The organism is Streptomyces vinaceus, from assembly GCF_008704935.1.
Classification (GTDB): domain Bacteria; phylum Actinomycetota; class Actinomycetes; order Streptomycetales; family Streptomycetaceae; genus Streptomyces; species Streptomyces vinaceus.
In genome coordinates this window covers 5329267-5352074 of record NZ_CP023692.1, presented here as the reverse complement: position 1 = coordinate 5352074, position 22808 = coordinate 5329267, and the positions used below count along the sequence as shown (strand labels likewise).

20 protein-coding genes and 1 riboswitch are annotated in these 22808 nt (G+C 71.3%); of the genes, 6 read left to right on the top strand and 14 right to left on the bottom strand.

The genetic code is table 11. The annotated features are described in order from the left end of the window. Positions 1–29: 29 nt before the first annotated feature. Positions 30–812, bottom strand: a complete 783-nt coding sequence (locus tag CP980_RS24115) for a metallophosphoesterase family protein (protein WP_132755864.1) — start codon at positions 810–812, stop codon at positions 30–32. Between the two features lie 229 nt (positions 813–1041). On the opposite strand from CP980_RS24115, the gene CP980_RS24110 reads away from it, so the two are divergent. The 3 genes from CP980_RS24110 to CP980_RS24100 are packed head-to-tail and all read left to right on the top strand — an operon-like array spanning position 1042 to position 4955. Beyond that, positions 1042–2838 carry an AMP-dependent synthetase/ligase gene (locus CP980_RS24110; protein ID WP_150529063.1) on the top strand — a complete coding sequence of 599 codons (1797 nt, stop codon included), beginning with the start codon at positions 1042–1044 and terminating at the stop codon, positions 2836–2838. 45 nt (positions 2839–2883) lie between these two features. Then, complete coding sequence (locus CP980_RS24105; protein ID WP_341874198.1) at positions 2884–3378, top strand: effector-associated constant component EACC1; 495 nt, start codon at positions 2884–2886, stop codon at positions 3376–3378. Positions 3379–3389: 11 nt separating this feature from the next. Then, the gene (locus CP980_RS24100) at positions 3390–4955 is read left to right on the top strand and encodes a caspase family protein (protein ID WP_150529062.1); all 1566 of its coding nucleotides are present in this window, start codon (positions 3390–3392) and stop codon (positions 4953–4955) included. A gap of 19 nt (positions 4956–4974) precedes the next feature. Here CP980_RS24100 and CP980_RS24095 read toward each other — a convergent pair whose 3' ends face one another. The 7 genes from CP980_RS24095 to CP980_RS24065 form a co-directional block, all read right to left on the bottom strand. Beyond that, positions 4975–6591 (bottom strand): GMC oxidoreductase, encoded by a 1617-nt coding sequence (locus tag CP980_RS24095; protein WP_132755856.1) that lies wholly within the window; start codon positions 6589–6591, stop codon positions 4975–4977. A gap of 151 nt (positions 6592–6742) precedes the next feature. After that, positions 6743–7885, bottom strand: a complete 1143-nt coding sequence (locus CP980_RS24090) for a glycosyltransferase family 4 protein (RefSeq protein WP_132755854.1) — start codon at positions 7883–7885, stop codon at positions 6743–6745. A gap of 57 nt (positions 7886–7942) precedes the next feature. Beyond that, complete coding sequence (locus tag CP980_RS24085) at positions 7943–9076, bottom strand: hypothetical protein (protein ID WP_150529061.1); 1134 nt, start codon at positions 9074–9076, stop codon at positions 7943–7945. 47 nt (positions 9077–9123) lie between these two features. After that, positions 9124–10167 (bottom strand): C40 family peptidase, encoded by a 1044-nt coding sequence (locus CP980_RS24080; RefSeq protein ID WP_150529060.1) that lies wholly within the window; start codon positions 10165–10167, stop codon positions 9124–9126. A gap of 251 nt (positions 10168–10418) precedes the next feature. Beyond that, on the bottom strand, positions 10419–11447 hold the full coding sequence (locus tag CP980_RS24075) for a C40 family peptidase (protein WP_132755848.1): 1029 nt from the start codon (positions 11445–11447) through the stop codon (positions 10419–10421). A gap of 253 nt (positions 11448–11700) precedes the next feature. Continuing rightward, on the bottom strand, positions 11701–13065 hold the full coding sequence (locus CP980_RS24070) for an NYN domain-containing protein (RefSeq protein ID WP_189999117.1): 1365 nt from the start codon (positions 13063–13065) through the stop codon (positions 11701–11703). A 40-nt stretch (positions 13066–13105) separates the two neighbouring features. Further along, a complete protein-coding gene (locus tag CP980_RS24065) occupies positions 13106–13345 on the bottom strand; it encodes a hypothetical protein (RefSeq protein ID WP_008738811.1) in 240 nt (79 codons plus the stop codon). Positions 13346–13472: 127 nt separating this feature from the next. On the opposite strand from CP980_RS24065, the gene CP980_RS24060 reads away from it, so the two are divergent. Together CP980_RS24060 and CP980_RS24055 are read left to right on the top strand one after the other, a co-directional pair. Further along, the gene (locus CP980_RS24060) at positions 13473–14195 is read left to right on the top strand and encodes a rhomboid family intramembrane serine protease (protein ID WP_150529059.1); all 723 of its coding nucleotides are present in this window, start codon (positions 13473–13475) and stop codon (positions 14193–14195) included. Beyond that, entirely contained in the window at positions 14192–14473 is a 282-nt protein-coding gene (locus CP980_RS24055; RefSeq protein WP_030013053.1) for an Lrp/AsnC family transcriptional regulator, read from the top strand. The genes CP980_RS24060 and CP980_RS24055 overlap by 4 nt, the downstream gene beginning before the upstream one ends. Before the next feature lie 428 nt (positions 14474–14901). Here CP980_RS24055 and CP980_RS24050 read toward each other — a convergent pair whose 3' ends face one another. From CP980_RS24050 to ctaE, 6 genes are all read right to left on the bottom strand, one after another. After that, positions 14902–16293, bottom strand: coding sequence for an aminotransferase class V-fold PLP-dependent enzyme (locus CP980_RS24050; protein WP_150529058.1), 1392 nt, complete (start codon positions 16291–16293; stop codon positions 14902–14904). Between the two features lie 231 nt (positions 16294–16524). Beyond that, positions 16525–16641: riboswitch (SAM riboswitch) on the bottom strand. Positions 16642–16756: 115 nt separating this feature from the next. Then, on the bottom strand, positions 16757–17821 hold the full coding sequence (trpD, locus tag CP980_RS24045; RefSeq protein ID WP_123514859.1) for an anthranilate phosphoribosyltransferase: 1065 nt from the start codon (positions 17819–17821) through the stop codon (positions 16757–16759). 166 nt (positions 17822–17987) lie between these two features. Continuing rightward, positions 17988–19616: a cytochrome bc1 complex cytochrome b subunit gene (qcrB, locus tag CP980_RS24040; RefSeq protein WP_123514857.1), complete on the bottom strand. Its 1629-nt coding sequence runs from the start codon at positions 19614–19616 to the stop codon at positions 17988–17990. Next, positions 19613–20671, bottom strand: coding sequence for a cytochrome bc1 complex Rieske iron-sulfur subunit (gene qcrA, locus CP980_RS24035; protein WP_132755842.1), 1059 nt, complete (start codon positions 20669–20671; stop codon positions 19613–19615). The genes qcrB and qcrA overlap by 4 nt, the downstream gene beginning before the upstream one ends. After that, on the bottom strand, positions 20668–21477 hold the full coding sequence (gene qcrC, locus CP980_RS24030; protein ID WP_099893047.1) for a cytochrome bc1 complex diheme cytochrome c subunit: 810 nt from the start codon (positions 21475–21477) through the stop codon (positions 20668–20670). The genes qcrA and qcrC overlap by 4 nt, the downstream gene beginning before the upstream one ends. Before the next feature lie 77 nt (positions 21478–21554). Beyond that, on the bottom strand, positions 21555–22175 hold the full coding sequence (gene ctaE, locus CP980_RS24025; protein WP_048476286.1) for an aa3-type cytochrome oxidase subunit III: 621 nt from the start codon (positions 22173–22175) through the stop codon (positions 21555–21557). 198 nt (positions 22176–22373) lie between these two features. On the opposite strand from ctaE, the gene CP980_RS24020 reads away from it, so the two are divergent. Further along, positions 22374–22775 carry a DNA-binding transcriptional response regulator gene (locus CP980_RS24020; RefSeq protein ID WP_099893045.1) on the top strand — a complete coding sequence of 134 codons (402 nt, stop codon included), beginning with the start codon at positions 22374–22376 and terminating at the stop codon, positions 22773–22775. Positions 22776–22808: the final 33 nt, after the last annotated feature.

Genomic DNA, 22808 nt, shown 5'->3' with positions numbered 1-22808 from the left:
GTGCGGAGGTCACCACTCCAGGGCCCGGCTCACCACTCCAGGGCCCACGGCCTTCCCGTGGCGGCGAAGTGCCCGACGTTCACGCACTCCGTGCCGCCGATCCGCATCCGCCGCGCCAGCGGCTGGTGCACGTGCCCGAACAGGGCGTACCGCGGCCGGGTCCGCCGGATCGCCGCGAGCAGGGCCTCGCTGCCGCGCTCGAAGCGGCGCGCGACCGTGTCGTAGCAGAGCTCCGGGACCTCCGGCGGGATGTGGGAGCACAGGACGTCCACCTCGCCGAGCGCCTCGACCTTGGCGGCGTACTCCTCCTCGTCCACCTCGTACGGGGTGCGCATCGGGGAGGGCAGTCCGCCGCCGACGAAGCCGAAGACGCGGCCGCCGATCTCCACGCGCTGCCCGTCGAGGACGGTGATGCCGGGGCCGGCGTACTCGGGCCACAGACCCGGGATGTCGACATTGCCGTAGGTGGCGTACGTGGGCTGCGGGAACGCGGCGAACATCTCGGCGTACTGGCGGCGCACGGCGCCCTCGATCAGCTGTTCCCGGTCCAGTCCGGCCCACAGCCGACGGCCGAGGTCGCGCGCCTCGTCGAACCGGCGGGCGGTGCGCAGCTCGACGATCCGGTCGGCGTTCTCGATGCCGAACAGGTCGGGGAAGATGCCGCGCGAGTGGTCGGCGTAGTCGAGGAAGAGCACGAGGTCACCGAGGCAGATCAGCGCGTCGGCGCCGTCTCCGGCCCGGGCGAGCGCTTCGGCGTTGCCGTGGACGTCGCTGACGACGTGGACTCTCGTACTGCTCTTCCTGCCACCCATGCGCCCCACCCTAGGGGGGCTTGGGTGCGGCGGGTAGAGGAACCTTCACAGGCTGCCTACCTGCGGTTACTTCCGAGTCGTCGACGGGGTCGACTACTGTCGGCATGGCACGGCCGCGTCATGTGACGCACGGAACATCTGGCCGGTTCCCTCTATCCGGAACCCACTACCGGTGGGTAACGTCCGGTCGGTCCACATGGTGGCGATGGCGCCCAGAGGAGCAGCAGTCTTGCGCGAGTTCAGCCTTCCGGCCCTGTACGAGGTCCCGTCGGACGGGAACCTGACGGATCTCATCCGCCGCAACGCCGCTCAGCATCCCGACACCGCAGTCATGGGCCGCAAGGTCGACGGCGGCTGGCAGGACGTGACGGCGACCGAGTTCCTCGCCGAGGTGCGCGCCGCCGCCAAGGGCCTGATCGCGTCGGGGATCCGGCCGGGCGACCGCGTCGCGCTGATCTCCCGCACCCGCTACGAGTGGGTGCTGCTCGACTTCGCGATCTGGAGCGCGGGCGGCGTCACCGTCCCCGTGTACGAGACCAGCTCGCCCGAGCAGATCCAGTGGATCCTCGGGGACTCCGGCGCCGTCGCCGTGATCGTCGAGAGCCCGGCGCACAGCGCGGCCGTGGCCTCCCTGCGCGACCGGCTGCCGGAGCTGCGCGAGGTCTGGGAGATCGAGCGGGGCGCGCTCGCGGCGCTGAACGCCGCGGGCGTCGAGGTCACCGACGCCGAGGTGGACGGGCGCAGCTCGCTCGCCAACGCCGACGACCCGGCCACCATCGTCTACACCTCGGGCACCACCGGCCGCCCCAAGGGCTGCGTGCTGACCCACCGCAACTTCTTCGCCGAGTGCGGCAACGTGGTGGAACGCCTGAGCCCGCTGTTCCGCACCGGCGAGTGCTCCGTGCTGCTCTTCCTGCCCGCCGCGCACGTCTTCGGGCGCCTGGTGGAGGTGGCGGCCGTACTGGCGCCGATCCGCCTGGGCTGCGTACCGGACATCAAGAACCTCACCGACGAGCTCCAGTCCTTCCGGCCCACGCTGATCCTCGGCGTGCCGCGCGTCTTCGAGAAGGTCTACAACTCGGCGCGCGCCAAGGCCCAGGCCGACGGCAAAGGCAAGATCTTCGACGCGGCGGCCGAGACGGCGATCGCGTACAGCCGTGCGCTGGACACCCCGGGCGGCCCGTCCTTCGGCCTGAAGCTGAAGCACAAGGTGTTCTCGAAGCTGGTCTACAGCAAGCTGCACACGGTCCTCGGCGGGCGCGGCGAGTACGCGATCTCCGGTGGCGCCCCGCTGGGCGAGCGGCTCGGGCACTTCTTCCGCGGCATCGGCTTCACGGTCCTGGAGGGCTACGGCCTGACGGAGTCCTGCGCGGCCACCGCCTTCAACCCATGGGACCGTACGAAGATCGGTACGGTCGGCCAGCCGCTGCCGGGCTCCGTGGTGCGCATCGCCGACGACGGCGAGGTGCTGCTGCACGGCGAGCACATCTTCAAGGAGTACTGGAAGAACGAGACGGCGACCGCCGAGGCGCTGACCGACGGCTGGTTCCACACCGGCGACGTCGGCACCCTCGACGAGGACGGCTACCTCGCGATCACCGGGCGCAAGAAGGAGCTCATCGTCACGGCGGGCGGCAAGAACGTGGCCCCCGCGGTGATTGAGGACCGGATCCGGGCGCACGCGCTGGTCGCGGAGTGCATGGTGGTCGGCGACGCGAGGCCGTTCGTGGCCGCGCTGGTCACCATCGACGAGGAGTTCCTGGGCCGCTGGGCGGCGGAGCACGGCAAGCCGGCCGGGGTCACGGCGGCGGAGCTGCGCGAGGACGCGGACCTCATCGCCGCCGTCCAGCAGGCCGTGGACGACGGCAACGCGGCGGTTTCCAAGGCGGAATCGGTGCGGAAATTCCGCATTCTGCCCTCCCAGTTCACGGAGGAGTCGGGTCACATCACGCCTTCGCTGAAGCTGAAGCGGAATGTGGTGGCGAAGGACTTCGCGGACGAGATCGAGGCCCTGTACCGGGGCTGAAGGACGCGGTAACTCCCGGACAAGGGGGCCGAGTTCACGCCATACTTGAGCCGCTCGGCCATCTGCCGCTCCGCGACCACGGGAGTCCCATTGGACGCCATATTGGTTGTATCGACCACTGATCTTGGTGAGGGCGAGAAGTCCACGGCTTCACTGCTCAAGTGGCTGTCCTACGACTCGGCGGTACGAAGGCACTGCCGGCCCGCTCCCGTGTACGCACGGCCCGAGGCCGGGTCCATGGGGTCCGGGCTGGACGCGATCAGCGTGGTCATCCAGGACGTCAGCGCGCTCGGCAGCCTGGCGGCGGCGATCGCCGCGTGGATGGAGATGCGCCGGCGCTCCGCGACCGTGCGGATCACGAGGGGCGATACCGCGGTCGCCATCGAACGGGCTTCGCCCCGGCAAGTGGCCGAGATCGCCGGGGCCCTCGGCATCCCGGATGCGACGGACGGGACGGACGGGACGGCCTCGCCGGACGCGGTGGACACCGTGGACACGAGACCTGCCGGCGGTCCCGGCCCCGGGCCGGGCGGCGAGTAGCCGCCACGGCCATGGCCGTGCTTCCCGATCCGGCCTCGTCACGGTGCCTGCTGGTCGGAGTGTCCGCGTACAGCGAGGAGGGCATGGACGACCTGCCCGCGGTCGCGAACAACCTCGAAAAGCTGCGGGCCGTGCTCATGGACCCCGAGGTGTGGGGACTGCCGGAGCAGCACTGCGTCATCCTCCGCCCCGCAGGCGCCGAGGAAGTGCTCGACGCCGTCCACTCCCTCACGAAGCGGGCCGAGGACACCTTCGTCCTGTACTACGCGGGGCACGGTCTGCTCGACCTGGAGCACGGCAAGGGCCTACACCTGGCGATGCCCCGGTCTTCCCCGGACCTCCTGCACCGGGCCGTCCGCTACAAATCCGTCGTCGACGCCCTCCAGGACCCGCGGTCCAGGGCCCGACGCAACCTCGTCATCCTGGACTGCTGCTACAGCGGCGCGGCTTCGGGCGGGAGAATGGGGAGGAAGCGGTTACCACCCGAAGAGCCACCGGCCGAGGGCGTCTTCCTCCTGACCGCCACGAAGCGCAACGAGCAGGCGAAGGCCCCCCAGGGGCAGCCGCTGACCGACTTCACCGCCGAACTCGTGTCCGTCCTGTGGGAGGGGATCGCGAACGATCGCCGGTACCTGGACCTGGACACCCTGTACCGCGAGCTCTACGGCAGGATGCGGCAGCGCAACAGGACCAGTCCGCAGCTGAGCTCTTCGGGCCTCCCTGCCGAGCTCGCCCTCGCCCGCAACCGGCAGTACCGGGAGCCGCCGCCCGGGCCGTCGGCAGCGGAGCGGACCGCCGCCGCGACCGGGCCGCGTCCACGCAGGCCGACCCGCGGCCTGGCCGCGGCCGTGACGGTCCTCGCGGCAGTCACCGTCCTGGCGCTGGACCCCTTCGCCGGCGGGGGTTCGAAGGCCGGCGGGAAGTCCGCGTCCCCGCCCGCCGCCGGCAGTCTGCTCCGGGCTTCCGCAAGCGGCTTCACCGGGAACGTCGACCTGTCGCGGGAGGGGAGGACCGACTGGGTGCAGTGGGGCTACCTCCCCAAGGACCGCGGCGTCACGGCCGAGTTCACCGGCGGGCCCGCGGAGTCGGAATGCCGCCAGACGAACATCACGTGCGTCACCCGCAGAGCGGACGCCTTCGTCATCGGGGACTTCACCGCGCTCGGCACCGAGCCCCCGTTCAGGCTGCACGCGAGCCGGCAGCCCGTGTCGTTCTCGTGGACCGGGGGCGCCGCCCCGCACGAGTCGGCGACCGGCGTCCGTTCGGTGGTCTACCAGGGCGGCCCCGGCGCAGGGTTCCGCATCCTGGTCCCCTCCAAGGACACGACCCGGGTGTTCCGCCTGTACGTCTCCTACCGCCAGGGCTCGATCCGTTTCTCCGCGTCCCTCAGGAACGGCGGAGCACCCGCCTACTCGGCCTCCGCCGACACCGCGTCCGGACCACCGAACGAGAACTACTTCCGGGTGTACGAGATGACCTTCCGGACCCCTGAGCCCTCCCTCCTGGAAGTCGCCATCACGCTCGAAAGCAACCACGGGGGCGGGAACGTCACCCTGATGGCGGCAACCCTGCAGTGAGCGGATGCGGTTCCGCGCGCTAGCGCGGGTCCTCGGCGAGGATCCGCGCCATGTTCCGCTCGGCGAGGGCGGTGATGGTGACGAACGGGTTCACCCCGAGCGAGCCCGGGATCAGGGAGCTGTCGACCACGTACAGCCCCTGGTAGCCCTTGGCGCGGCCGTAGTCGTCGGTCGCCTGGCCGAGGACGCAGCCGCCGAGCGGGTGGTAGGTGAAGTTGTCGGCGAAGTTCTTGTTGTCGCCGAACAGGTCGTACCGGTAGATCGTGAAATTGGCCCGGTTGATCCGGTCGAAGAGGTTCTTGGCGGCCTGGACGGACGGGGTGTTCTGGTCGCGGCGCCAGTTGAGCCGCGCCGAGTCGGTTGCCGCGTCGTACGTGAAGTGCCCGCGCTCGGGGTTCTTGGTGATGGCCAGGTACATCGAGATCCAGTGCTCGAAGCCCATCGGCAGCGGGGCGATCTCGGCGAACACCGGGTGGGCGGCGTTGTCCCAGTCGTCGATGCCCAGGGCGGGCATGGTGGCCTGGTTGCAGCCGACCGTGTCCCACAGGTGGTTGGCGCGTGCGGTCATGACGTTGCCGTTGTGCCCCCAGCCCTGCCCCACCTTCTCGTTGAGCCCGGGCAGCGTGCCGCGTTCGCGGGCGCGCAGCAGGATCTCGGTGGTGCCGAGGCTGCCGGCGCCGAGGAAGAGCTGTGTGCAGCCGAGTTCCCTGACCTGGGTGACCTTCCCCGTCAGATCGCTGGTCTGCACCGTCACCACGTAGCCGCCGGCCGGGTCCTGGCGCACGCCGACGACGCGCTGCATGGTCTCGATGGTGACGTTGCCGGTGCCGATCGCGGCCGCGAGGTAGGTCTTGTCGACGCTCTTCTTGCCGAAGTTGTTGCCGTAGATGACCTCGCCGGCCAGCGCGGAGCGGGTGGCGGTGCCGGCGGCCTCGCGCTGCATGTACCCGAAGTCGTACACGTTGGGCACGAAGGTGGTCTTCAGGCCGGTGTTCTGCGCGTGCTTGCGGGAGATCCGGGCGAAGCGGTACCACTCCGTGGACTCGAACCAGGCCGGGTCGATGTCGTTGACACCGAGCATGGCGCGGGCGCGGGGGTAGTACGTGCCGTACATCTCGTCGGCGTCGACCTGGGGCAGCACCTCGGCGAAGTAGGAGCGCCGGGGCGTGGGGGCCATGCCGCCGTTGACGAGGGATCCGCCGCCGACGCCGCGGCCGAGGTAGACGGACATGTCGCCGTGGTTCACGCGGTCGAGGACGCCGGGGTAGGGGCTGATGTCCCGGTTGACGACGTCGAGCCAGAGGAACTGGGCGAGCGGGGCCTCCGTGCGCGTGCGGAACCACATGGAGCGCTGGTCGGGCGCGGAGGTGGAGGGGAAGACCTTGCCGTCCGGGCCGGGGGTGTTCCAGAGCCGGCCCATTTCGAGGACGACGGTCCGTACGCCGGCCTGTCCCAGCCGGAGGGCGGCGACGGCCGAGCCGTAGCCGGAGCCCACGACGATGGCGGGGGCGTACTGGGCGGCGGGGGGCTCGGCGGCGGAGGCCGACTGGAGTCCGATGCGGGTGAACCCGAGGGCCGCGGCGGTCTGGAGGGCGCCGATACCCAGGAAGTGACGGCGCGTCAGCTGAGGTGTCATGGCCGCATCATGGGCGGAATCGGGCCGTCCACCCAGAGGCGGTGTTGACAGACATCTGAGGAACAGTCAGGTGTGGCGGAGGATCACGGCATCGCGCGTCACGGCATCACGCATGACGCCACCCGGGACCCGGCTCCGGATGCCGCCCCGGTCAGAGCAGGGCGCGCAGGCGCTCGGCCAGGAGGTCCCAGCGCCACTTCTCCTCGACCCAGGCCCGGCCCCGCTCCCCCACGCGGCGGCGCAGCTCCGGGTCCCGCAGCAGGGCGATCACGCGGTCCGCCGCGTCCTCGGGGACGCCGCCGCGGACCACCCAGCCCGTCTCGCCCTCCAGCACCGCGTCAGGGGCCCCTCCCGAGTCGCCCGCGACCACCGGCAGGCCGGTCGCCGAGGCCTCCAGGTAGACGATGCCGAGGCCCTCCACGTCCAGGCCGCCCCGCCGGGTCCGGCAGGGCATCGCGAAGACGTCCCCGGCTCCGTAGTGCGCGGGCAGTTCGGACCAGGGGACGGCGCCCGTGAAGACCACCGAGTCCGCGACCCCGGTGGAAGCGGCCAGCGCCCGCAGGTCCTCCTCGTACGGGCCCCCGCCGACCACCAGCAGCACGGCGTCCGGCACCGCGGCCAGGATCCGCGGCATCGCCTCGATCAGCGTGTCCTGGCCCTTGCGCGGGACCAGCCGCGAGACGCAGACCACCACCGGCCGGTCCGTCAGCCCCAGCCGGGCCCGGACCCCGGACCCGCCCGACCCGGGGTGGAAGGTCTTCTCGTCCACCCCCGGCGGGAGCTGCACCATGCGCGCCGCCGCCTGCTCCGTCAGCGCCGAGGCGATCCGCGATCGCGTGTACTCGCCCAGGTACGTCAGCGTGTCCGTGCCCTCGCCGATCCGGCGCAGCAGCTGCCGCGCCGCCGGCAGCTGCGCCCAGCCCGCCTCGTGCCCGTGGGTGGTGGCCACGATCCGCTTCGCCCCGGCGCGGCGCAGCGCCGGGCCCATCAGCCCCAGCGGGGCCGCCGCCCCGAACCACACGGACTCGCAGCCGTGCTCGCGCAGCAGTCCGACGGCCCGCCGGGTCACCCGCGGGGTCGGCAGCAGCATGGTCGTACGGTCGCGGACCACCTGGAAGGGCTGTTCGGCGTCGAAGGCGGCGGTGGCCTCGCGGCCTTCCGCACCGCGCTTCCAGGTGGAGGCGTAGACGACGATCCGGTCGGGATCCAGACGCAGTGCCATGTTGTGCAGGAAGGCCTGGATGCCGCCCGGGCGCGGCGGGAAGTCGTTGGTCACGATCAGGGTCTTGTGCATCGCCTGCCGACAGTACCGGACACCCCCCACCGGGCCCCGCCCCGGCCGCGGGCCGTCCTACTCCGTGCCCAGTTCCTGGCGCAGGCTCGCCTGCCAGGCCAGGGTCAGGCCGGGCAGATCGCCGCCGACGGTGTCCGCCAGGGCGGTCGCCAGGGGCTCGCGGCCCGCCCGTTCGTAGAGGCGGACCAGGGTGGCGTCCCCCCATTTGGCCGCGATCAGCCGGCAGGCCAGCCAGGCGCCCTCGTACGCGCGGGCCAGCGCCTCCGGGTCGCCCCCGAAGGCGAACTCCCCGTCGGCGGGGAGCGCGGCCGGCAGCCGGCCGCGGCGGACCGCCCGGCCCAGCGCCGGAGCGGCCTCCTGCGCGGTGGCGGCCCCGCCGCGGTACGCCGCCCAGTCCGCGAAGCCCTCCGACAGCCACAGCGGGGTCTTCGCGGTGGTCGCGGCCCGGGTGGCCACGTGCGTGACCTCGTGGGTCAGGACCACGCCCCGCCCCGCGGCGCTGAGCTCGGCCCAGCCCTCCGGGTTGACGACGACCCGGTCGGCGGGGGCCGCCGCCGCGCCCACCCGGCCCGTCGTGACGGCCCCCATGCCCCGGTACTCGGCGGCCGGCCGCCCCAGCAGCCGCGCCATCAGCTCCAGGGAGCCCGGCACCAGCACCACCACGCGGCCCGCCCACTTCCCCGGCCAGGCGGCGCTCGCCGCGGGCACCGCCCGCTCGGCCTCGGCCGCGACGGCGGACAGCTCCTGCGCGGGCCGGCCGACCCCGAGCACCAGCGCGTGCGCGCCCCGGACCACCTCCACCGGCCCCTGGTCCCACAGCTGCGGCTGCGCGCCCGGCGCCGCGGCGTCCCCGGTGACCCGCCACGCCCCGCCGGGCCCGCCGTCCCGGCTCAGCCGCACCTCGCGCGCCGAGCCGGCCGGGGCCGCGTCGTAGCCGGCGAGCCGGTAGCGCAGTTCCGCGCGGGCGGTGGCCCGGTCGCCGTCCCGGCGGACCGCGGTGACCTCGTACGCCCACCCCTCCAGCGGGATCCCGGCGAGCCGCGCGGGCGGGGTCCGCGACCAGGCGGCGACGGCCTCCCGGACGTCCCGCTCGGCGGGGTCCCGCACCGCGGGCGCCCCGCACCCCGCGAGCAGCACGCTCAGCAGGAGCGGCAGGACGCGTACGAGGAGGGGCCGACGGACCGGGGACATCCGACGATCGTACGCACGCCCCGCGGGGCGCCGGGGGCAGGGACGGGTCAGGGACGGGTCACGGAGGACACCGGCATCATCCCGACCGGGTCGTAGCGCACCCGCGCCCCCGGGTACGGGGCGTGCACCACCTGGCCGTTGCCGACGTACATGCCGACATGGCTGGCGTCGGAACGGTAGGTGACCAGGTCGCCCGGCTGCGCCTGCGAGAGCGGGACCTGGCGGCCCGCGTACCGCTGGGCCTGCGAGGTGCGCGGCAGGGAGACGCCCGCCTGCCGGTACGACCACACCATCAGCCCGGAGCAGTCGAACCCGGAGGGCCCGGTGGAGCCCCAGATGTACGGGCGCCCCACGGCGGAGCGGGCGGCCATCACGGCGGTGGCGGCGCGGCCCGAGGAGGGGCCGAGCGAGTTCGGCTCGGGCAGGCCCGCGGGGCGCTCGCCGGAGCGCGAGGCCCGCTCGAAGTCGGCCCGCTCCTGGCTGGGCATGGCGGCCAGGAGCCGGCGGGCGGAGGCCAGCTTGGCCGTGACGGCACGCTTCTGGCGGGCCACGTCGGCGCGTACGGCGTCGAGTTCGGCCAGCTTCTCGGAGGCCTCGTGGCGCTGCTGGGCCAGCCGGCGCTGCTCCTTGCGCAGTTCGTCGAGCTGCCGGGTCTGCCGGTCCGTCAGCCGGTTCAGCTGGGCGGCCTTGTCGAGGTACTCGTCCGGGTTCTCGGAGAGCATCAGCTCGACGGCGGGGTCGATGCCTCCGGAGCGGTACTGGGCTCCGGCGAAGGTGCCGAGGAGGCCGCGCATGGTGTTGATGCGGTCCTGGCCGCGGGCCAGCGCGTCCTGGGCCCGGTCGATCTCGCCCCGGAGCCGCGCGGCCCGCTCGCCCGCCTGGTTGTAACGCTCGGTGGCCTGTTCGGCCTCCTCGAAGAGCCGGTCGACCTGGGCGCGGGCGCCGCCCGCGGGCTCCTGCGGCAGGGTGGGGGCCGCGCTGGCCGTCGCGCCCGTCAGGGCTGCCACGGCGGTGGCCGCGGCGGCGGTCAGGACGGTGACCTTGGTGTTCCTGTCGAGGCTGCCGAGCCCGGGCCGACGATGGGACGCCACTGGAACCGCTCCCTTCCGCTGCGCGGGACCGGGTCCGCCCTCCGTGGACGGCCGTGTGCCGGGTTCCGCGCTGGCAGACAGTAACCGCGCCACCACGCACCGGCCAACGACCCCCGGGGAGCGGACACGACGACGCCCCGCCTCTGACGCAGGTCACCGGCGGGGCGTGTGGTCACAACGGGGCCGCGGAATTCGCCCGGATGGGCGGTGTGCGGCGCGTCCCTCGGCGGGCTCGCGGCCCGCGGGAGGGGTCAGCCGACGCGGACGCCGAACTGGAACGGCATGTTGCCCATGGCCTCGTACTTGACGCCGCCGCGCGGGTTGGAGGCGTGCAGGACCTGGCCGTTGCCCGCGTAGAGGCCGACGTGGTGCAGGTCCGAGTAGAAGAACACCAGGTCGCCGGGCTGCAGCTGGCTCATGCCGATGCGCGTGCCGTCGTTGACCTGGGTGAAGGTGGTGCGCGAGATGCTGACGCCGGCCTGCTTGTAGGCCCACTGGGTCAGCCCCGAGCAGTCGAATGCGTTCGGGCCGGTGGCGCTGGAGACGTAGGCGCTGCCCAGCTTGGTCTTGGCGGCCGCCAGGGCGGCGCCGGCGCGGCCCGAGGCCTTGACGTTGCCGAGGTCGGCGCGGTCGCTCTCGCTGCGGCTGGCGCGGGCGTCGTCGTCCTTGATGGACGCGCGCTCCTGCGCGGTGAGGGTGTTGAGGAGGGCCTGGGCCTCGGCGAGCTTGTCCTGCGAGGCCTTCTTCTTCTCGCCGAGCTCCTTGCGGGTGGCGTCGAGGTCGGCCAGCTTGCCGGAGGCCTCCTGGCGCTGCTGCGCGAGCGAGCGCTGCTTGGCCTGGATCTTCTGGACCGCCTCGACCTGCTTGCCGCTCAACTGCTCCAGGGTAGAGGCCTTGTCGAGGTAGGTCTCGGGGTCGCCGGAGAGGAAGAGGGCGACGGACTGGTCCATGCCGCCGGTGCGGTACTGGGCGCTGGCCATCGAACCCAGCGTGGTGCGCAGCTGGTTGAGCTCGTCCTGGCCGCGGGCGACCTGGTCCTGGAGCTGGCCTATCTCCTTTTCGAGCGTCTCCTGGCGCTGCTTGGCGCCGTTGAACTTCTCGGTGGCCTGCTCCGCCTCTTCGTAGAGGGCGTCGACCTTGGCCTTGACCTCGTCCTTGCTCGGCTGGGCCGGAGCGGCGGAGGCGCCGTGTGCGGAGAGGGCGACGGCCGCGGCGGCCGTGGCGGTCAGCACGGTCACACGAGTGCGGGTCGGCTGCTTGGGTCGACGGTGGGACGCCACGAAGGCGAGCTCCTTCTTCCTAGAGCCGCCGAAGGAACGCGACTCGGCGACACCTTCGCCGGCACCCCGAATGGGTGACCTACCGCACGAAGGTTTGAGCCGACCCTAGTGACCTCGCTGTGATCAGTTCAAATCCTGTCGGCAAAAAACTTGGCTGCCGACCAGGTTCTTTACCTACAGCCCACGCTCTGTGCAGGGGACTTGACGGTACGTTCCCTGCCCGCCCCGCTAAATCGGGCATTCCACCGAGGAGTTACGAAACGCGCGAAAGCCGCTTCAGCAACAAAGCGGACGTCACCGGCCGGGCGCCGGCCTTCGCCACCCCATCGGCCACCTCGCGGTCCGTGGAGACCACGACCACCGGCCGGCCGGGCGGTTCCGCCCGCACCAGCTGGCGGATCAGCTCGTCCGCCGTCACGCCGGGCTTGGAGAAGAGCACCCGCACGCCGCGCGGCGGAGCGAGCAGCACCGGGGCCGCCAGTTCCGCGCCGTCGAAGACGCACGTCATCTCCGCGCCCGTCTGCGCGGCCAGCATCGACAGCCCGCCCAGCAGCCGCAGCCGCTGCTTCTCCAGCGGCATCGTCGGATAGCCGGTCTTGGTCACGTTGTACCCGTCGACCACCAGATGGGCCTGGGGCAGCGCCAAGAGCTGGTCCAGCAGCGCCGGATCGGTCTCCGACAGGGCGCGCGCCGCGATGTCCTTCGGGGTCATCCGGCCCGGCTCCACCGCGTCCACGGTGTCGGCCGGACGCGTGGAGACCGGCGGCAGCGCCAGCTCGCGGCGCAGCCCCTGGGCCGCGTCCAGCACGGTGTCCAGCAGCAGGCGCAGCCGCATGTCCTCCACGCTGCGTCCCTCGCGGGTGGCGCGGCGGGAGGTCTCCAGCGCCGTTTCCACCTCCGCGAGGCGGGACTTGAGGCGCCGGGTCTCGCTCTCGGCGGCGGCGACCTGCGCGGCCGCGTCGCCCCGGATCCCGTCGATCTCGGCGGTGACCTTGCGCAGGGCCGCCTCGCCGCGCTTCACGTCGCTCTGCGCGCTGCGCAGCTTGCGCTGAAGCGATTCCGCTTCCTTGCGCGCCGCGTCCAGCTCGGCCCGCACCTGCTCACCGCCCAGGCGCTGCGCGTCCCGCGCGTGGGCCAGTTCCTCGCGCAGGCGGTCCAGTTCGCGCCGGGTCTCCTCGTCGACCCGCTCGGCGTCGGCGCGCTGCGCCTCCTCGCCCGCGGCGGCCACCAGCTTCACCCAGCCGACCGGGCGCAGTACGTACGCGGCGGCCGCCACGTCCAGCGGGTCCGCCGCGGCGGGCGGGGCGCCCGACTCCAGCGCACCGGCCAGCTCGGCCTGCGCCTCGCGCAGCTTCTCGGCGACGCGGCCCCGGAACACGGCGTCCGTCTCCACCGCCGCGGCCATGGCGTTGCCCGCGAACTTGGCGCGCCGGGTCGGGGTGAACCGGGCGTACTGGCGCAGCTGCGCCGGGAGGTCCGCGACCGTCAGTGCGCCGAAGGCGTCCGAGACGAGCGCGACGACCCGGCGCCGCACGCCTTCCGGCAGCGGGCGGTCGAGCACCTCGGCGGCGTCGCCGGCCGCGTCGGCCGGCTCAGCGCCGCTTGCTGGCTCCACAATCCGTCACCCCTACCGTCATTCACCTGTGGGCGGGGCTCCGTCAGGAGTCCGCACCCGGCCTGTCCACGAGCTCGATCTGGTCCACCGCGTTGCACCACCGGCAGCGGACCGACTCGATGGTCTCATTGACCACCTCGCGTTCCTCGACCTTGGGCTCCCCGGCGAGATCCAGGTGGACGTACTCCACGACCTTCGACGAACGGGTGACGTCGAAACGCGTGAGGTTGCCGCACAGCGTGCAGCGCCACCGGGTGGTGTCGGTCGGCAGGGGAACCGTCATCAGGCCGCTCTCTCCTTCGTAGCTCATTCAATTAAAGCCGCCGTCCGCGTCAATCGGCGGACCGCAGCACGTAACCCTACGGCCTGCCGGTGCTCGGGGCGGGTCCGCTTGGGTCATGCTCGATCGCATGATCGTAAGGTGGCAGGCCCTCCGGGAGGCCGCCCGGGGCCCGGTGGTCGTCCATGCGCTGATCGCCGGCTGCTGCGTGGTGTTCCTGCTCGGCCCGGCCTCGGGGCTGAATCCCTCGTACGGGACGGGCGAGCGGTTACTGGAGACGGGGACCGCGTACTTCCGGCGCTGGGGCGTGGTCCCCGACGAGCTCTTCACCGGCTCGGCGCGGGCCCTGCTGACCCCGCTCACCGCCCTGTTCGTGCACGGCAGCTGGCTCCACCTGCTCGGCAACATGCTGTTCCTGTACGTCTTCGGCGTGATGACGCAGGAGCGGATGGGGCGGCCGGAGTTCCTGTCGTTCTACGTCTGCACGGGCTACCTGGCGCTGGCGGCGTACGCGGCGGCCAACGCCTCCTCGGCGCAGACGCTGGTGGGTGCCTCGGGCGCGATCTCGGCGGTGCTGGGCGCCTTCCTGTGCCTGTTCCCGCGGGCGCGGGTGACCAGCCTGTTCCCGTTCCTGCTCTTCCTGCCGCTGCGCTTCCCGGCGTGGCTGGTCCTGCTGTTCTGGTTCGCCCTCCAGTGGGTGGCCGCGCACCGCGCGGGCAGCGGCCCGGGGGTGGCCTACCTCGCCCACCTGGTGGGCTTCTCGCTGGGCTTCGTCTACGCGTGGGTGCGCTATCGGCGTACGACTAGAGTGAGGCGACCAGCGACGGCCACCGAGGGAGACAGCCAGCCGTGATCACCGCGATCGTGCTCATCAAGACCAGCGTGGACCGCATCCCCGAGATCGCCGAGTCGATCGCCGCGCTGGAGAACGTCAGCGAGGTCTACTCCGTCACCGGGACGTACGACCTGATCGCCCTGGTCCGCGTGGCCCGCCACGAGAACCTGGCGGACATCATCCCCGGCCGCATCAGCAAGATCCCGGGCGTCGAGGCGACCGACACCCACGTGGCCTTCCGCACGTACTCCCAGCACGACCTCGAAGCCGCCTTCGCGATCGGCCTCGACGCGTAGCGGACCCTCCCTCACAGCCCGGGCAGGGCCTCCCCCGGTCGCGCCACCAGTCCCGGACCAGCTCCGGGGTCCAGTGGGCATCGCCGTCGCACTCGAAGCCGGCCATCGGGTCCTGCCAGGCGGCGGCCATGACCCGGTGGGTCTCCTCGGGCGTGCGCGGCCGGCGGTAGACGAACTCCTGGCCGTACTCGTCGTCGTACAGGACGTGATCCGGTGCGACCCCGCGCCCCGCCCAGCACGTGTCGGTCGCCGCCCCGTAGAACGGTCCGGGCACGTTGCGCCAGTTGCGCTCGGACCACGCGTGGGGCCGGGCACCCCACGTCGCGTTGTATGCGGGCACCCACTGCGCCAGGCCCGGGAGCGGCTCACCCTCCGCACAGGCGCGCAGCGTCGGCATCGGGTCCCAGTACGTCATGATCCGCAGCGTCTCACACGGCCGGGACGCAGCGGCCTTCCTCGGTGCGGTACTGCCACTTGGCCCCCTCGGCCACCAGCTCCTTCACGGCGCCGACGAAGCGGTCGACGTGCTCGTCCGGGGTGCCGGCGCCGAAGCTGACGCGGATCGCGTTCAGGGAGCGCTCGCCCGGTGCCGCCTCGGGGGCTCCGCACTCGCCCTGGGCCTGCGGCTCGCTGCCCAGCAGGGTGCGGACCAGCGGGTGGGCGCAGAACAGGCCGTCGCGGACGCCGATCCCGTACTCGGCCGACAGCGCCGCCGCGAAGTGCGAGCTGTTCCAGCCGTCCACCACGAAGGAGATCACGCCGACCCGCGGGGCCTCGTCGCCGAAGAGGGAGAGGATCCGGACCGCCGGGACCTCGGCGAGACCCTCGCGGACCTTCGCGATGAGGTGCCGCTCGCGGGCGACGAGGTCCTCGAAGCCCGCCTCGGTCAGGGCCCTGCAGGCCGAGGCGATCGAGTAGACGCCGATCACGTTCGGGGAGCCGGCCTCGTGGCGGGCCGCCGTGGTGTGCCACTCAACGTCGACGCCGCCGTCCGCGCGGCGGGCGACCTTGCGCGAGGCGCCGCCGCCGGCCAGGTACGGCTCCGCCTCCTGCAGCCAGTCCGCCCGGCCGGCCAGCACGCCCGAGCCGAACGGCGCGTACAGCTTGTGCCCGGAGAAGGCCACCCAGTCCACGTCCAGCTCCTGCACGGAGACGGGGTGGTGCGGGGCCAGCTGGGCGGCGTCCAGGACGATCCGCGCGCCGTGGGTGTGCGCCGCGGCGGCGAGCTCCTTCACCGGCCACAGCTCGCCGGTGACGTTGGACGCGCCGGTGACGCAGACCAGGGCCGGGCAGTGGGGCTCCCGGTCGGCGAGGGCCCGCTCCAAGGTGGCGACGGCCTCGTCCGGGGTGCGGGGGGCGTTGAGGTACGTGACCTGCGCGTCCCCCCACGGCAGCAGCGAGGCGTGGTGCTCGGTCTCGAACACGAACACCTGGCAGTCGGCGGGCAGCACGGCGGCGAGCAGGTTCAGCGAGTCGGTGGTGGACCGGGTGAAGACCACCTGATCGGACGGACGGCAGTCGAGGAACTCGGCGACCGTCGTCCGGCTCTGCTCGAAGAGGTCCGTGGACAGCTGGGAGAGGTAGCCGGCGCCGCGGTGGACGCTTCCGTAGTACGGGGCGTACGCGGCGACGTCGTCCCAGACCCGCTGGAGCGCCGGAGCACTGGCCGCGTAGTCGAGGGCGGCGTACGTGACCTCGCCGCCCGTCACGAGCGGGACGGTGACCTCCCGGCCGAGGACCGGCAGCGGCTCGGCACAGGCGGGGGCGACGGAGACGGGGGCGCAGGCGGAGGCGACGGCGGCGTTCGGGTACGTGGACATGGCGGTATCTCCCCGGCAGGACAGGCTGAATGGCTTCGGAAGGCCCGTACGCGGGTGCCCGGACGTGCGTGCGCGACTGCGCGGTGGCACACGTGCCGGCGGTACGGGAATTGCCTCGACGCGCGGACGATTCGGGGCCGCACGGAGGGTGAAGAAGGGGCGGAGACGCCCTATCGCATTCGCTTGCTCACGGAAAAGCTCCTCGAGAGACCAGGACCCCTGGTGTCGAGGGATCCGCGCTTGCCGCAGGCCTTTCTGCCTACGACCTGGTCATCACCCGGGGCACCCCGCCACGGAAGGAGGGTTGCCGGACAGCAAGCCGGGGCCAAAACGCTGTCACTCGTGACCTGGTCAGCATCCTGCCACAAGATCCCCCGCGCGCAAGACCCCGGTCCGCATGGTGATACGCGGGAACCGGGGCCGGGCCGGAAACGATCAGCGGCTACGCGTTGGCGACGGACCGCTACGCGTTGCTGGCCGCCACCCAGCGGTCCAGCGCCGCCTTGGCCGCGCCCGAGTCGATGGACTCGGCCGCCCGGGCGATCGCGGCGCGGATCTCGTCCTCCAGGGAGCCCGCGCCCGGGTCCAGCGCCACCAGGGCCGCCGCCGAGTTCAGCAGGACCGCGTCGCGCACCGGGCCGCTCTCGCCGGCCAGCAGCCGACGGGCGACGTCCGCGTTGTACGAGGCGTCCGCGCCCCGCAGCGCCGTGACGTCGACCAGCGGGATGCCGACGTCGCGCGGGTCGAACGGCTGCTCGTCCACCCGGCCGTCGCGGACCCACCACACCCGGGAGGTCGCCGTCGTCGTCAGCTCGTCCAGGCCGTCGTCACCGCGGAACACCAGCGCCGAGGAACCGCGCTCCGCCAGCACGCCCGCCACGATCGGCGCGACCCGCGCGTCCGCGACGCCCGTGGCCTGCGCCCGTACGCGCGCCGGATTGGTCAGCGGGCCGAGGAAGTTGAACGTGGTCCGGATGCCCAGCTCCTTGCGGGCCGCCGCCACGTGCCGCAGCGCCGGGTGGAACTTCACCGCGAAGCAGAAGGTGATCCCGGCCTCCTCCGCGACCTCGACCACCCGCGCCGGGGTGAGGTCCAGGTTGACGCCGAGCTTCTCCAGCACGTCCGAGGACCCGCTCGCGGAGGAGGCGGCCCGGTTGCCGTGCTTGACCACCTTGGCGCCCGTGCCGGCCACGACGATCGAGGACATCGTCGAGATGTTCACCGTCTTGGCCCCGTCGCCGCCCGTGCCGACGATGTCCACCGTCCGGCCCGGGACCTCGATCAGGTTGGCGTGGTCGTACATGGACCGAACGAGGCCGTTGATCTCCGAGACCGTCTCCCCCTTGGCCCGCAGCGCCACCACGAAGCCCGCGATCTGGGCGTCGGTGGCCTCTCCGCGCATGATCCGGTCCATGGCCCAGGCGGTCTCGTCGGCGCGCAGGTCCTGGCCGGACAGCAGGGCATCGAGGACGCCCGGCCAGCCGCGGGCCGCCACGCTGTCGCCGCCTGCCGGGGTCGCAACGTTCATGGTCCGCTCCTGCTGTTGATCGGCCACCCGATTTCGGGGCCCACTCGAATGGGAAGGGGTTCAGCCTATCCAGCCCCGGGGACGGCAAAGAGCCCCGTCCGGACACTGGACGGGGCTCTCGCCGTGGCGACACGAGGACTGACCTGGATCAGTCCCTCAAGCGGGATCAGTGGTGGCCGTGGCCGCTCTGGATCTCCTTGTACTCCTCCACCGTGGGCTTCGGAATCTGGTTGTCCTGCGCGTAGTAGCCCTTGCTGAGCTTCGCGCGGAGCTTCTCGGCGCGGCCGACCTTGCGCTCGACGCCGTTCTCGTCGACCGTCGGGCCGATCTCGACCGGCTTGTACTGCTCGTGCGCGGTCAGCGTGTGCAGCTTGCCCTGCGTCAGCGGCTCGTGGACCTCGACGAACTCACCGTGCGGCAGGCGCTTGATGATGCCGGTCTCGCGACCGTGCAGCACCTTGTCCCGGTCCCGGCGCTGGAGGCCGAGGCAGATCCGCTTGGTGATGACGAAGGCGATGACCGGACCGACGAAGAAGCCGATGCGGGCGAACCAGGTGATGTTGTTGATCGACAGGTGGAAGTACTGCGCGAACATGTCGTTTCCACCGGCGATCAGCAGGATGACGTACCACGTCAGCCAGGCCACACCGAAGGCCGTACGGGTCGGGACGTTGCGCGGGCGGTCCAGGATGTGGTGCTCGCGCTTGTCCCCGGTGACCCAGGACTCGATGAACGGGTAGACCGCGATCGTGGCCAGCACCAGCGGGAAGATCACCAGCGGGATGAAGACGCCGAGGACCAGCGTGTGGCCCCAGAGGTTGATCTCCCAGCCGGGCATCGCACGGATGAGGCCCTCGGAGAAGCCCATGTACCAGTCGGGCTGCGCGCCGGTGGACACGTGGTCCGGCCGGTACGGGCCGAGCGCCCAGATCGGGTTGATCGAGGCGATCGCCGCGATGGCCGCGATGACACCGAAGACCAGGAAGAAGAAGCCTCCGGCCTTGGCCATGTAGACCGGCAGCAGCGGCATGCCGACGACGTTGTTGTTCGTCTTGCCGGGACCCGCGAACTGGGTGTGCTTGTGGTAGAAGACCAGGATCAGGTGGGCCACCAGCAGGCCCATCATGATGCCGGGCAGCAGCAGGATGTGGATCGAGTAGAACCGGGCGACGAAGTCGCTGCCGGGGAACTCGCCGCCGAAGAGGAAGAACGACAGGTACGTGCCGACGATCGGCACGGACAGGATCGCGCCCTCCATGAAGCGGACACCGGTGCCCGAGAGCAGGTCGTCCGGCAGGGAGTAACCGGTGAAACCGGTGAACATGCCGAGGACCAGCAGCAGGAAGCCGAAGATCCAGTTGACCTCGCGCGGCTTGCGGAACGCGCCGGTGAAGAACACGCGCATCATGTGCACGAGCATCGCCGCGACGAAGATCAGCGCCGCCCAGTGGTGGATCTGACGGATCAGCAGGCCACCGCGGACGTCGAAGCTGATGTCCAGCGTCGAGGCGAAGGCCTCGGACATCTGGACGCCCTGCATCGGCACGTACGAGCCGTGGTACACGACCTCGTTCATGCTCGGGTGGAAGAACAGCGTCAGGTACACACCCGTGAGGATGATGATGATGAAGCTGTAGAGGCAGATCTCACCCAGCATGAAGGACCAGTGGTCCGGGAAGATCTTGCGCATGTTGGACTTGGCCAGGCTGTAGATGCCCAGGCGGCCGTCGGCCCAGTCCGCTACCCGCTCGCCCTTGGAGGGCGCCGAGCGCTTTGTGTCAGTGGCAGTGCTCATCCGCGCTCCCAGAATGCAGGACCGACGGGCTCTTCGAAGTCGCCGAGCGCTTCGAGGAAACCTTCACCGTTCACGCCGATCCGCAGCTGCGGAAGCGCGTGGCCGGCCGGACCGAAGATGACTCGGGCGCCGTCGGAGAGGTCGAAGGTGGACTGGTGGCACGGGCAGAGCACGTGGTGGGTCTGCTGCTCGTACAGGCTGATCGGGCAGCCGACGTGGGTGCAGATCTTCGAGTAGGCCACGATGCCCTCGTGGGACCACTCGAGTTCCTGCTTGTCCTTGATGTCCTCCGGCTTGATGCGGACGATCATCAGGGCGGCCTTGGCGATCTGCGTCTGGAAGTCGTGCTGCTCCTCCTCCAGGCCCTCGGGCCTGGCGAAGGTCAGCGAACCGACCTGCACGTCCTCGGGACGCAGCGGCTCGTTCGTGTTGTCGTTGATGAGCAGCTTGCCCCGGCTCCACACGGTCTTGCGCAGCTTCTCCTCGGGCAGCGGGCCCAGGTCGCGCATGATCACGAGAGCGGACAGCGGCAGCATCGACAGCGCGCCCAGCATGGTGTTGCGGATCAGCGGGCGGCGGGCGATGCCCGACTCCTCCGCGCCGTCCGCGAAGTCCTGCATGACCTTGGCCTTGAGCTCCGGCGACGCCGCGATCTCGTGGCGCTCGTCGGCGACCTCGACGTCGGACATCAGGGTGCGGGCCCAGTGGACCGCGCCCGCGCCGATGCAGAAGAGGGCCGTACCCAGGGTCAGACCGAGCGCGAAGTTCAGCGCGCTCACCTTCCCGATCGGGAAGATGTAGACGATCTTGTCGACCGGGAGGGTCACGTAGGAGGCGATGAAGCCGATCGTGGCCAGCATCGACAGCGTGAACAGCATCGCCACGGTGCGCTCGGAGCGCTTCGCGGCCCGCTCGTCGATGTCCTGGATACGGGGCTTGTGGACCGGCAGGCCCGGGTCGGCGAACGGATCGTCCGCGACTGCTACGCCACCGTGGTGCGCGTCGCCCTGCTCGCTCGGCAGGTGCTTCTCTTCGGGAATGTCTTGGCTACTCATGACTTCTTGGCCTTAGCGGTGTGGGCCGCGACCCAGACGGCGACAGCGATCAGCGCACCCAGACCGAAGATCCAGCCGAACAGACCCTCGGAGACGGGGCCGAGGCCGCCGAGCTTGAGACCACCGGGGCTGGTCGACTCATCGCCGTTCACGTGCTGCAGGTACGCGATGATGTCCTTCTTCTCCTTCGTCGGCATGGTGCTGTCCGGGAAGGAGGGCATGTTCTGCGGGCCGGTGAGCATGGCCTCGTAGATGTGCTTCGGCGAGACGCCCTCAAGGTTCGGGGCGTACTTGCCGTTCGTCAGCGCGCCGCCCTCGCCGGTGAAGTTGTGGCACTGCGCGCAGTTGTTGCGGAAGAGCTCACCACCCCTGGCGACGTTGGCGCCCGCCGGGTCGTACTGCTTCTCGGTCGGCACGATGGGGCCGGCGCCGAGGGAGGCGATGTAGGCGGCGAGCTGGTCGATCTGCGCCTGGTCGTAGATGACCGGCTTCTTCGGCACCTGCACGCCGGGCTGCTGGGCGGGCATGCGGCCCGTGCTCACCTGGAAGTCGACGGCCGCGGAGCCGACGCCGACCAGGCTGGGGCCGTCAGTGGAACCCTGACCGCCGGTTCCGTGGCAGCTTGCGCAGCCCACGGCGTAGAGCTTCTTGCCCTCCTCGATGGCGAGGGACTGGGCGGTTTCATCGGCCTGCGCCTTGCCCGCGGGGGCGAAGGCGGCGTACAGCCCCCCAGTGGCCGCCAGCGCGAGGAGTAGAACGACGACCGCCGCCAGCGGATGGCGTCGTCGTGCGGAGAGCTTTTTCACGGATTACCCCGGTGTCAGGATCTTCTGCGTCGGTGTGTCTGGATGGAGTGCCGGGTCTGGGCCCGGTGACGTGTTCGCTACTTGATCAGGTAGATCGTCGCGAAGAGGCCGATCCAGACGACGTCGACGAAGTGCCAGTAGTAGGACACGACGATGGCCGACGTGGCCTGTTCGTGGGTGAACCTCTTGGCCGCGTACGTCCGGCCGAGGACCAGCAGGAAGGCGATGAGACCGCCCGTCACGTGCAGACCGTGGAAGCCGGTGGTCAGGTAGAACACCGAGCCGTACGGACCTGACTTGAGAGACATGCCCTCGTGCTTGACCAGCTCGGTGTACTCGAACACCTGGCCGCCAATGAAGATCGCACCCATGACGAATGTGATCATGAACCACGACCGGAGCTTCTTCACGTCACCGCGCTCCGCGGCGAATACGCCGAGCTGGCAGGTGAGGGAGGAAAGCACCAGGATCGTCGTGTTCGTCGCCGAGAAGGGCAGATTCAAGGCCGAAGCCTGCTCTGTCCAGTACTCGGCGCCTGTCACGGATCGCAGGGTGAAGTACATCGCGAAGAGGGCCGCGAAGAACATCAGCTCGGAACTCAACCAGATGATGGTTCCGACGCTGACGAGGTTCGGCCGGTTGACCGTCGGGTGCGCGTGCCCGGTATCTACTGTCGTTGCTGTCGCCACGACCGACATTATGTCGGTCGCTTATCCCGCCCTCACCCCGGGGGGTGCCGTTCGGAGTGTCAGGGGCGTGTGCAAGGCCCGAACGGCCCATCAGATCGGCCCCGGACCTTCATCGGCGAGGCTGTTCGAACCGATGTTGACACGGGTGCGGACGGAGTAGCATCCCGCGCAACATCAACGTGATTCACGGCACCGTGGAGGAACGAAATGCGGTCGACTGCACGGGTTCTGGTCTACAGCGACGACGCGGGCACCCGCGAGCAGGTGAGGCTGGCGGCCGGGCGCAGGCCGGCCGCGGACCTGCCGCCCGTCGAGTTCGTGGAATGCGCCACCCTCCCGGCCGTCCTCAGCGAGCTGGACGCGGGCGGGATCGACGTGTGCGTACTGGACGGCGAGGCGGTCCCGGCCGGCGGCATGGGGGTGTGCCGGCAGATCAAGGACGAGATCTTCCGGTGCCCGCCGGTGCTTCTGCTGATGGGACGTCCGCAGGACGCCTGGCTGGCCACCTGGAGCCGCGCGGACGCGGCAGTGACGCTGCCGGTGGATCCGGTGGAGTTCGCGGACACCCTGGCGGCCCTGGTGCGTTCGCGGCTGTCTTCGGCCGCCTAGACGATGTCCGCCGGCGCGCGGGAGTCCGTACGG

Excerpts from the sequence above, each read along its gene's own strand:
- CP980_RS24115 (WP_132755864.1), bottom strand. The coding sequence starts at position 812 with ATGGGTGGCAGGAAGAGCAGTACGAGAGTCCACGTCGTCAGCGACGTC.
- CP980_RS24100 (WP_150529062.1), top strand. The coding sequence starts at position 3,390 with ATGGCCGTGCTTCCCGATCCGGCCTCGTCACGGTGCCTGCTGGTCGGA.
- CP980_RS24095 (WP_132755856.1), bottom strand. The coding sequence starts at position 6,591 with ATGACACCTCAGCTGACGCGCCGTCACTTCCTGGGTATCGGCGCCCTC.
- CP980_RS24090 (WP_132755854.1), bottom strand. The coding sequence starts at position 7,885 with ATGCACAAGACCCTGATCGTGACCAACGACTTCCCGCCGCGCCCGGGC.
- CP980_RS24085 (WP_150529061.1), bottom strand. The coding sequence starts at position 9,076 with ATGTCCCCGGTCCGTCGGCCCCTCCTCGTACGCGTCCTGCCGCTCCTG.
- CP980_RS24065 (WP_008738811.1), bottom strand. The coding sequence starts at position 13,345 with ATGACGGTTCCCCTGCCGACCGACACCACCCGGTGGCGCTGCACGCTG.
- CP980_RS24060 (WP_150529059.1), top strand. The coding sequence starts at position 13,473 with ATGATCGTAAGGTGGCAGGCCCTCCGGGAGGCCGCCCGGGGCCCGGTG.
- CP980_RS24050 (WP_150529058.1), bottom strand. The coding sequence starts at position 16,293 with ATGTCCACGTACCCGAACGCCGCCGTCGCCTCCGCCTGCGCCCCCGTC.
- trpD (WP_123514859.1), bottom strand. The coding sequence starts at position 17,821 with ATGAACGTTGCGACCCCGGCAGGCGGCGACAGCGTGGCGGCCCGCGGC.
- qcrB (WP_123514857.1), bottom strand. The coding sequence starts at position 19,616 with ATGAGCACTGCCACTGACACAAAGCGCTCGGCGCCCTCCAAGGGCGAG.
- qcrA (WP_132755842.1), bottom strand. The coding sequence starts at position 20,671 with ATGAGTAGCCAAGACATTCCCGAAGAGAAGCACCTGCCGAGCGAGCAG.
- ctaE (WP_048476286.1), bottom strand. The coding sequence starts at position 22,175 with ATGTCGGTCGTGGCGACAGCAACGACAGTAGATACCGGGCACGCGCAC.
- CP980_RS24020 (WP_099893045.1), top strand. The coding sequence starts at position 22,374 with ATGCGGTCGACTGCACGGGTTCTGGTCTACAGCGACGACGCGGGCACC.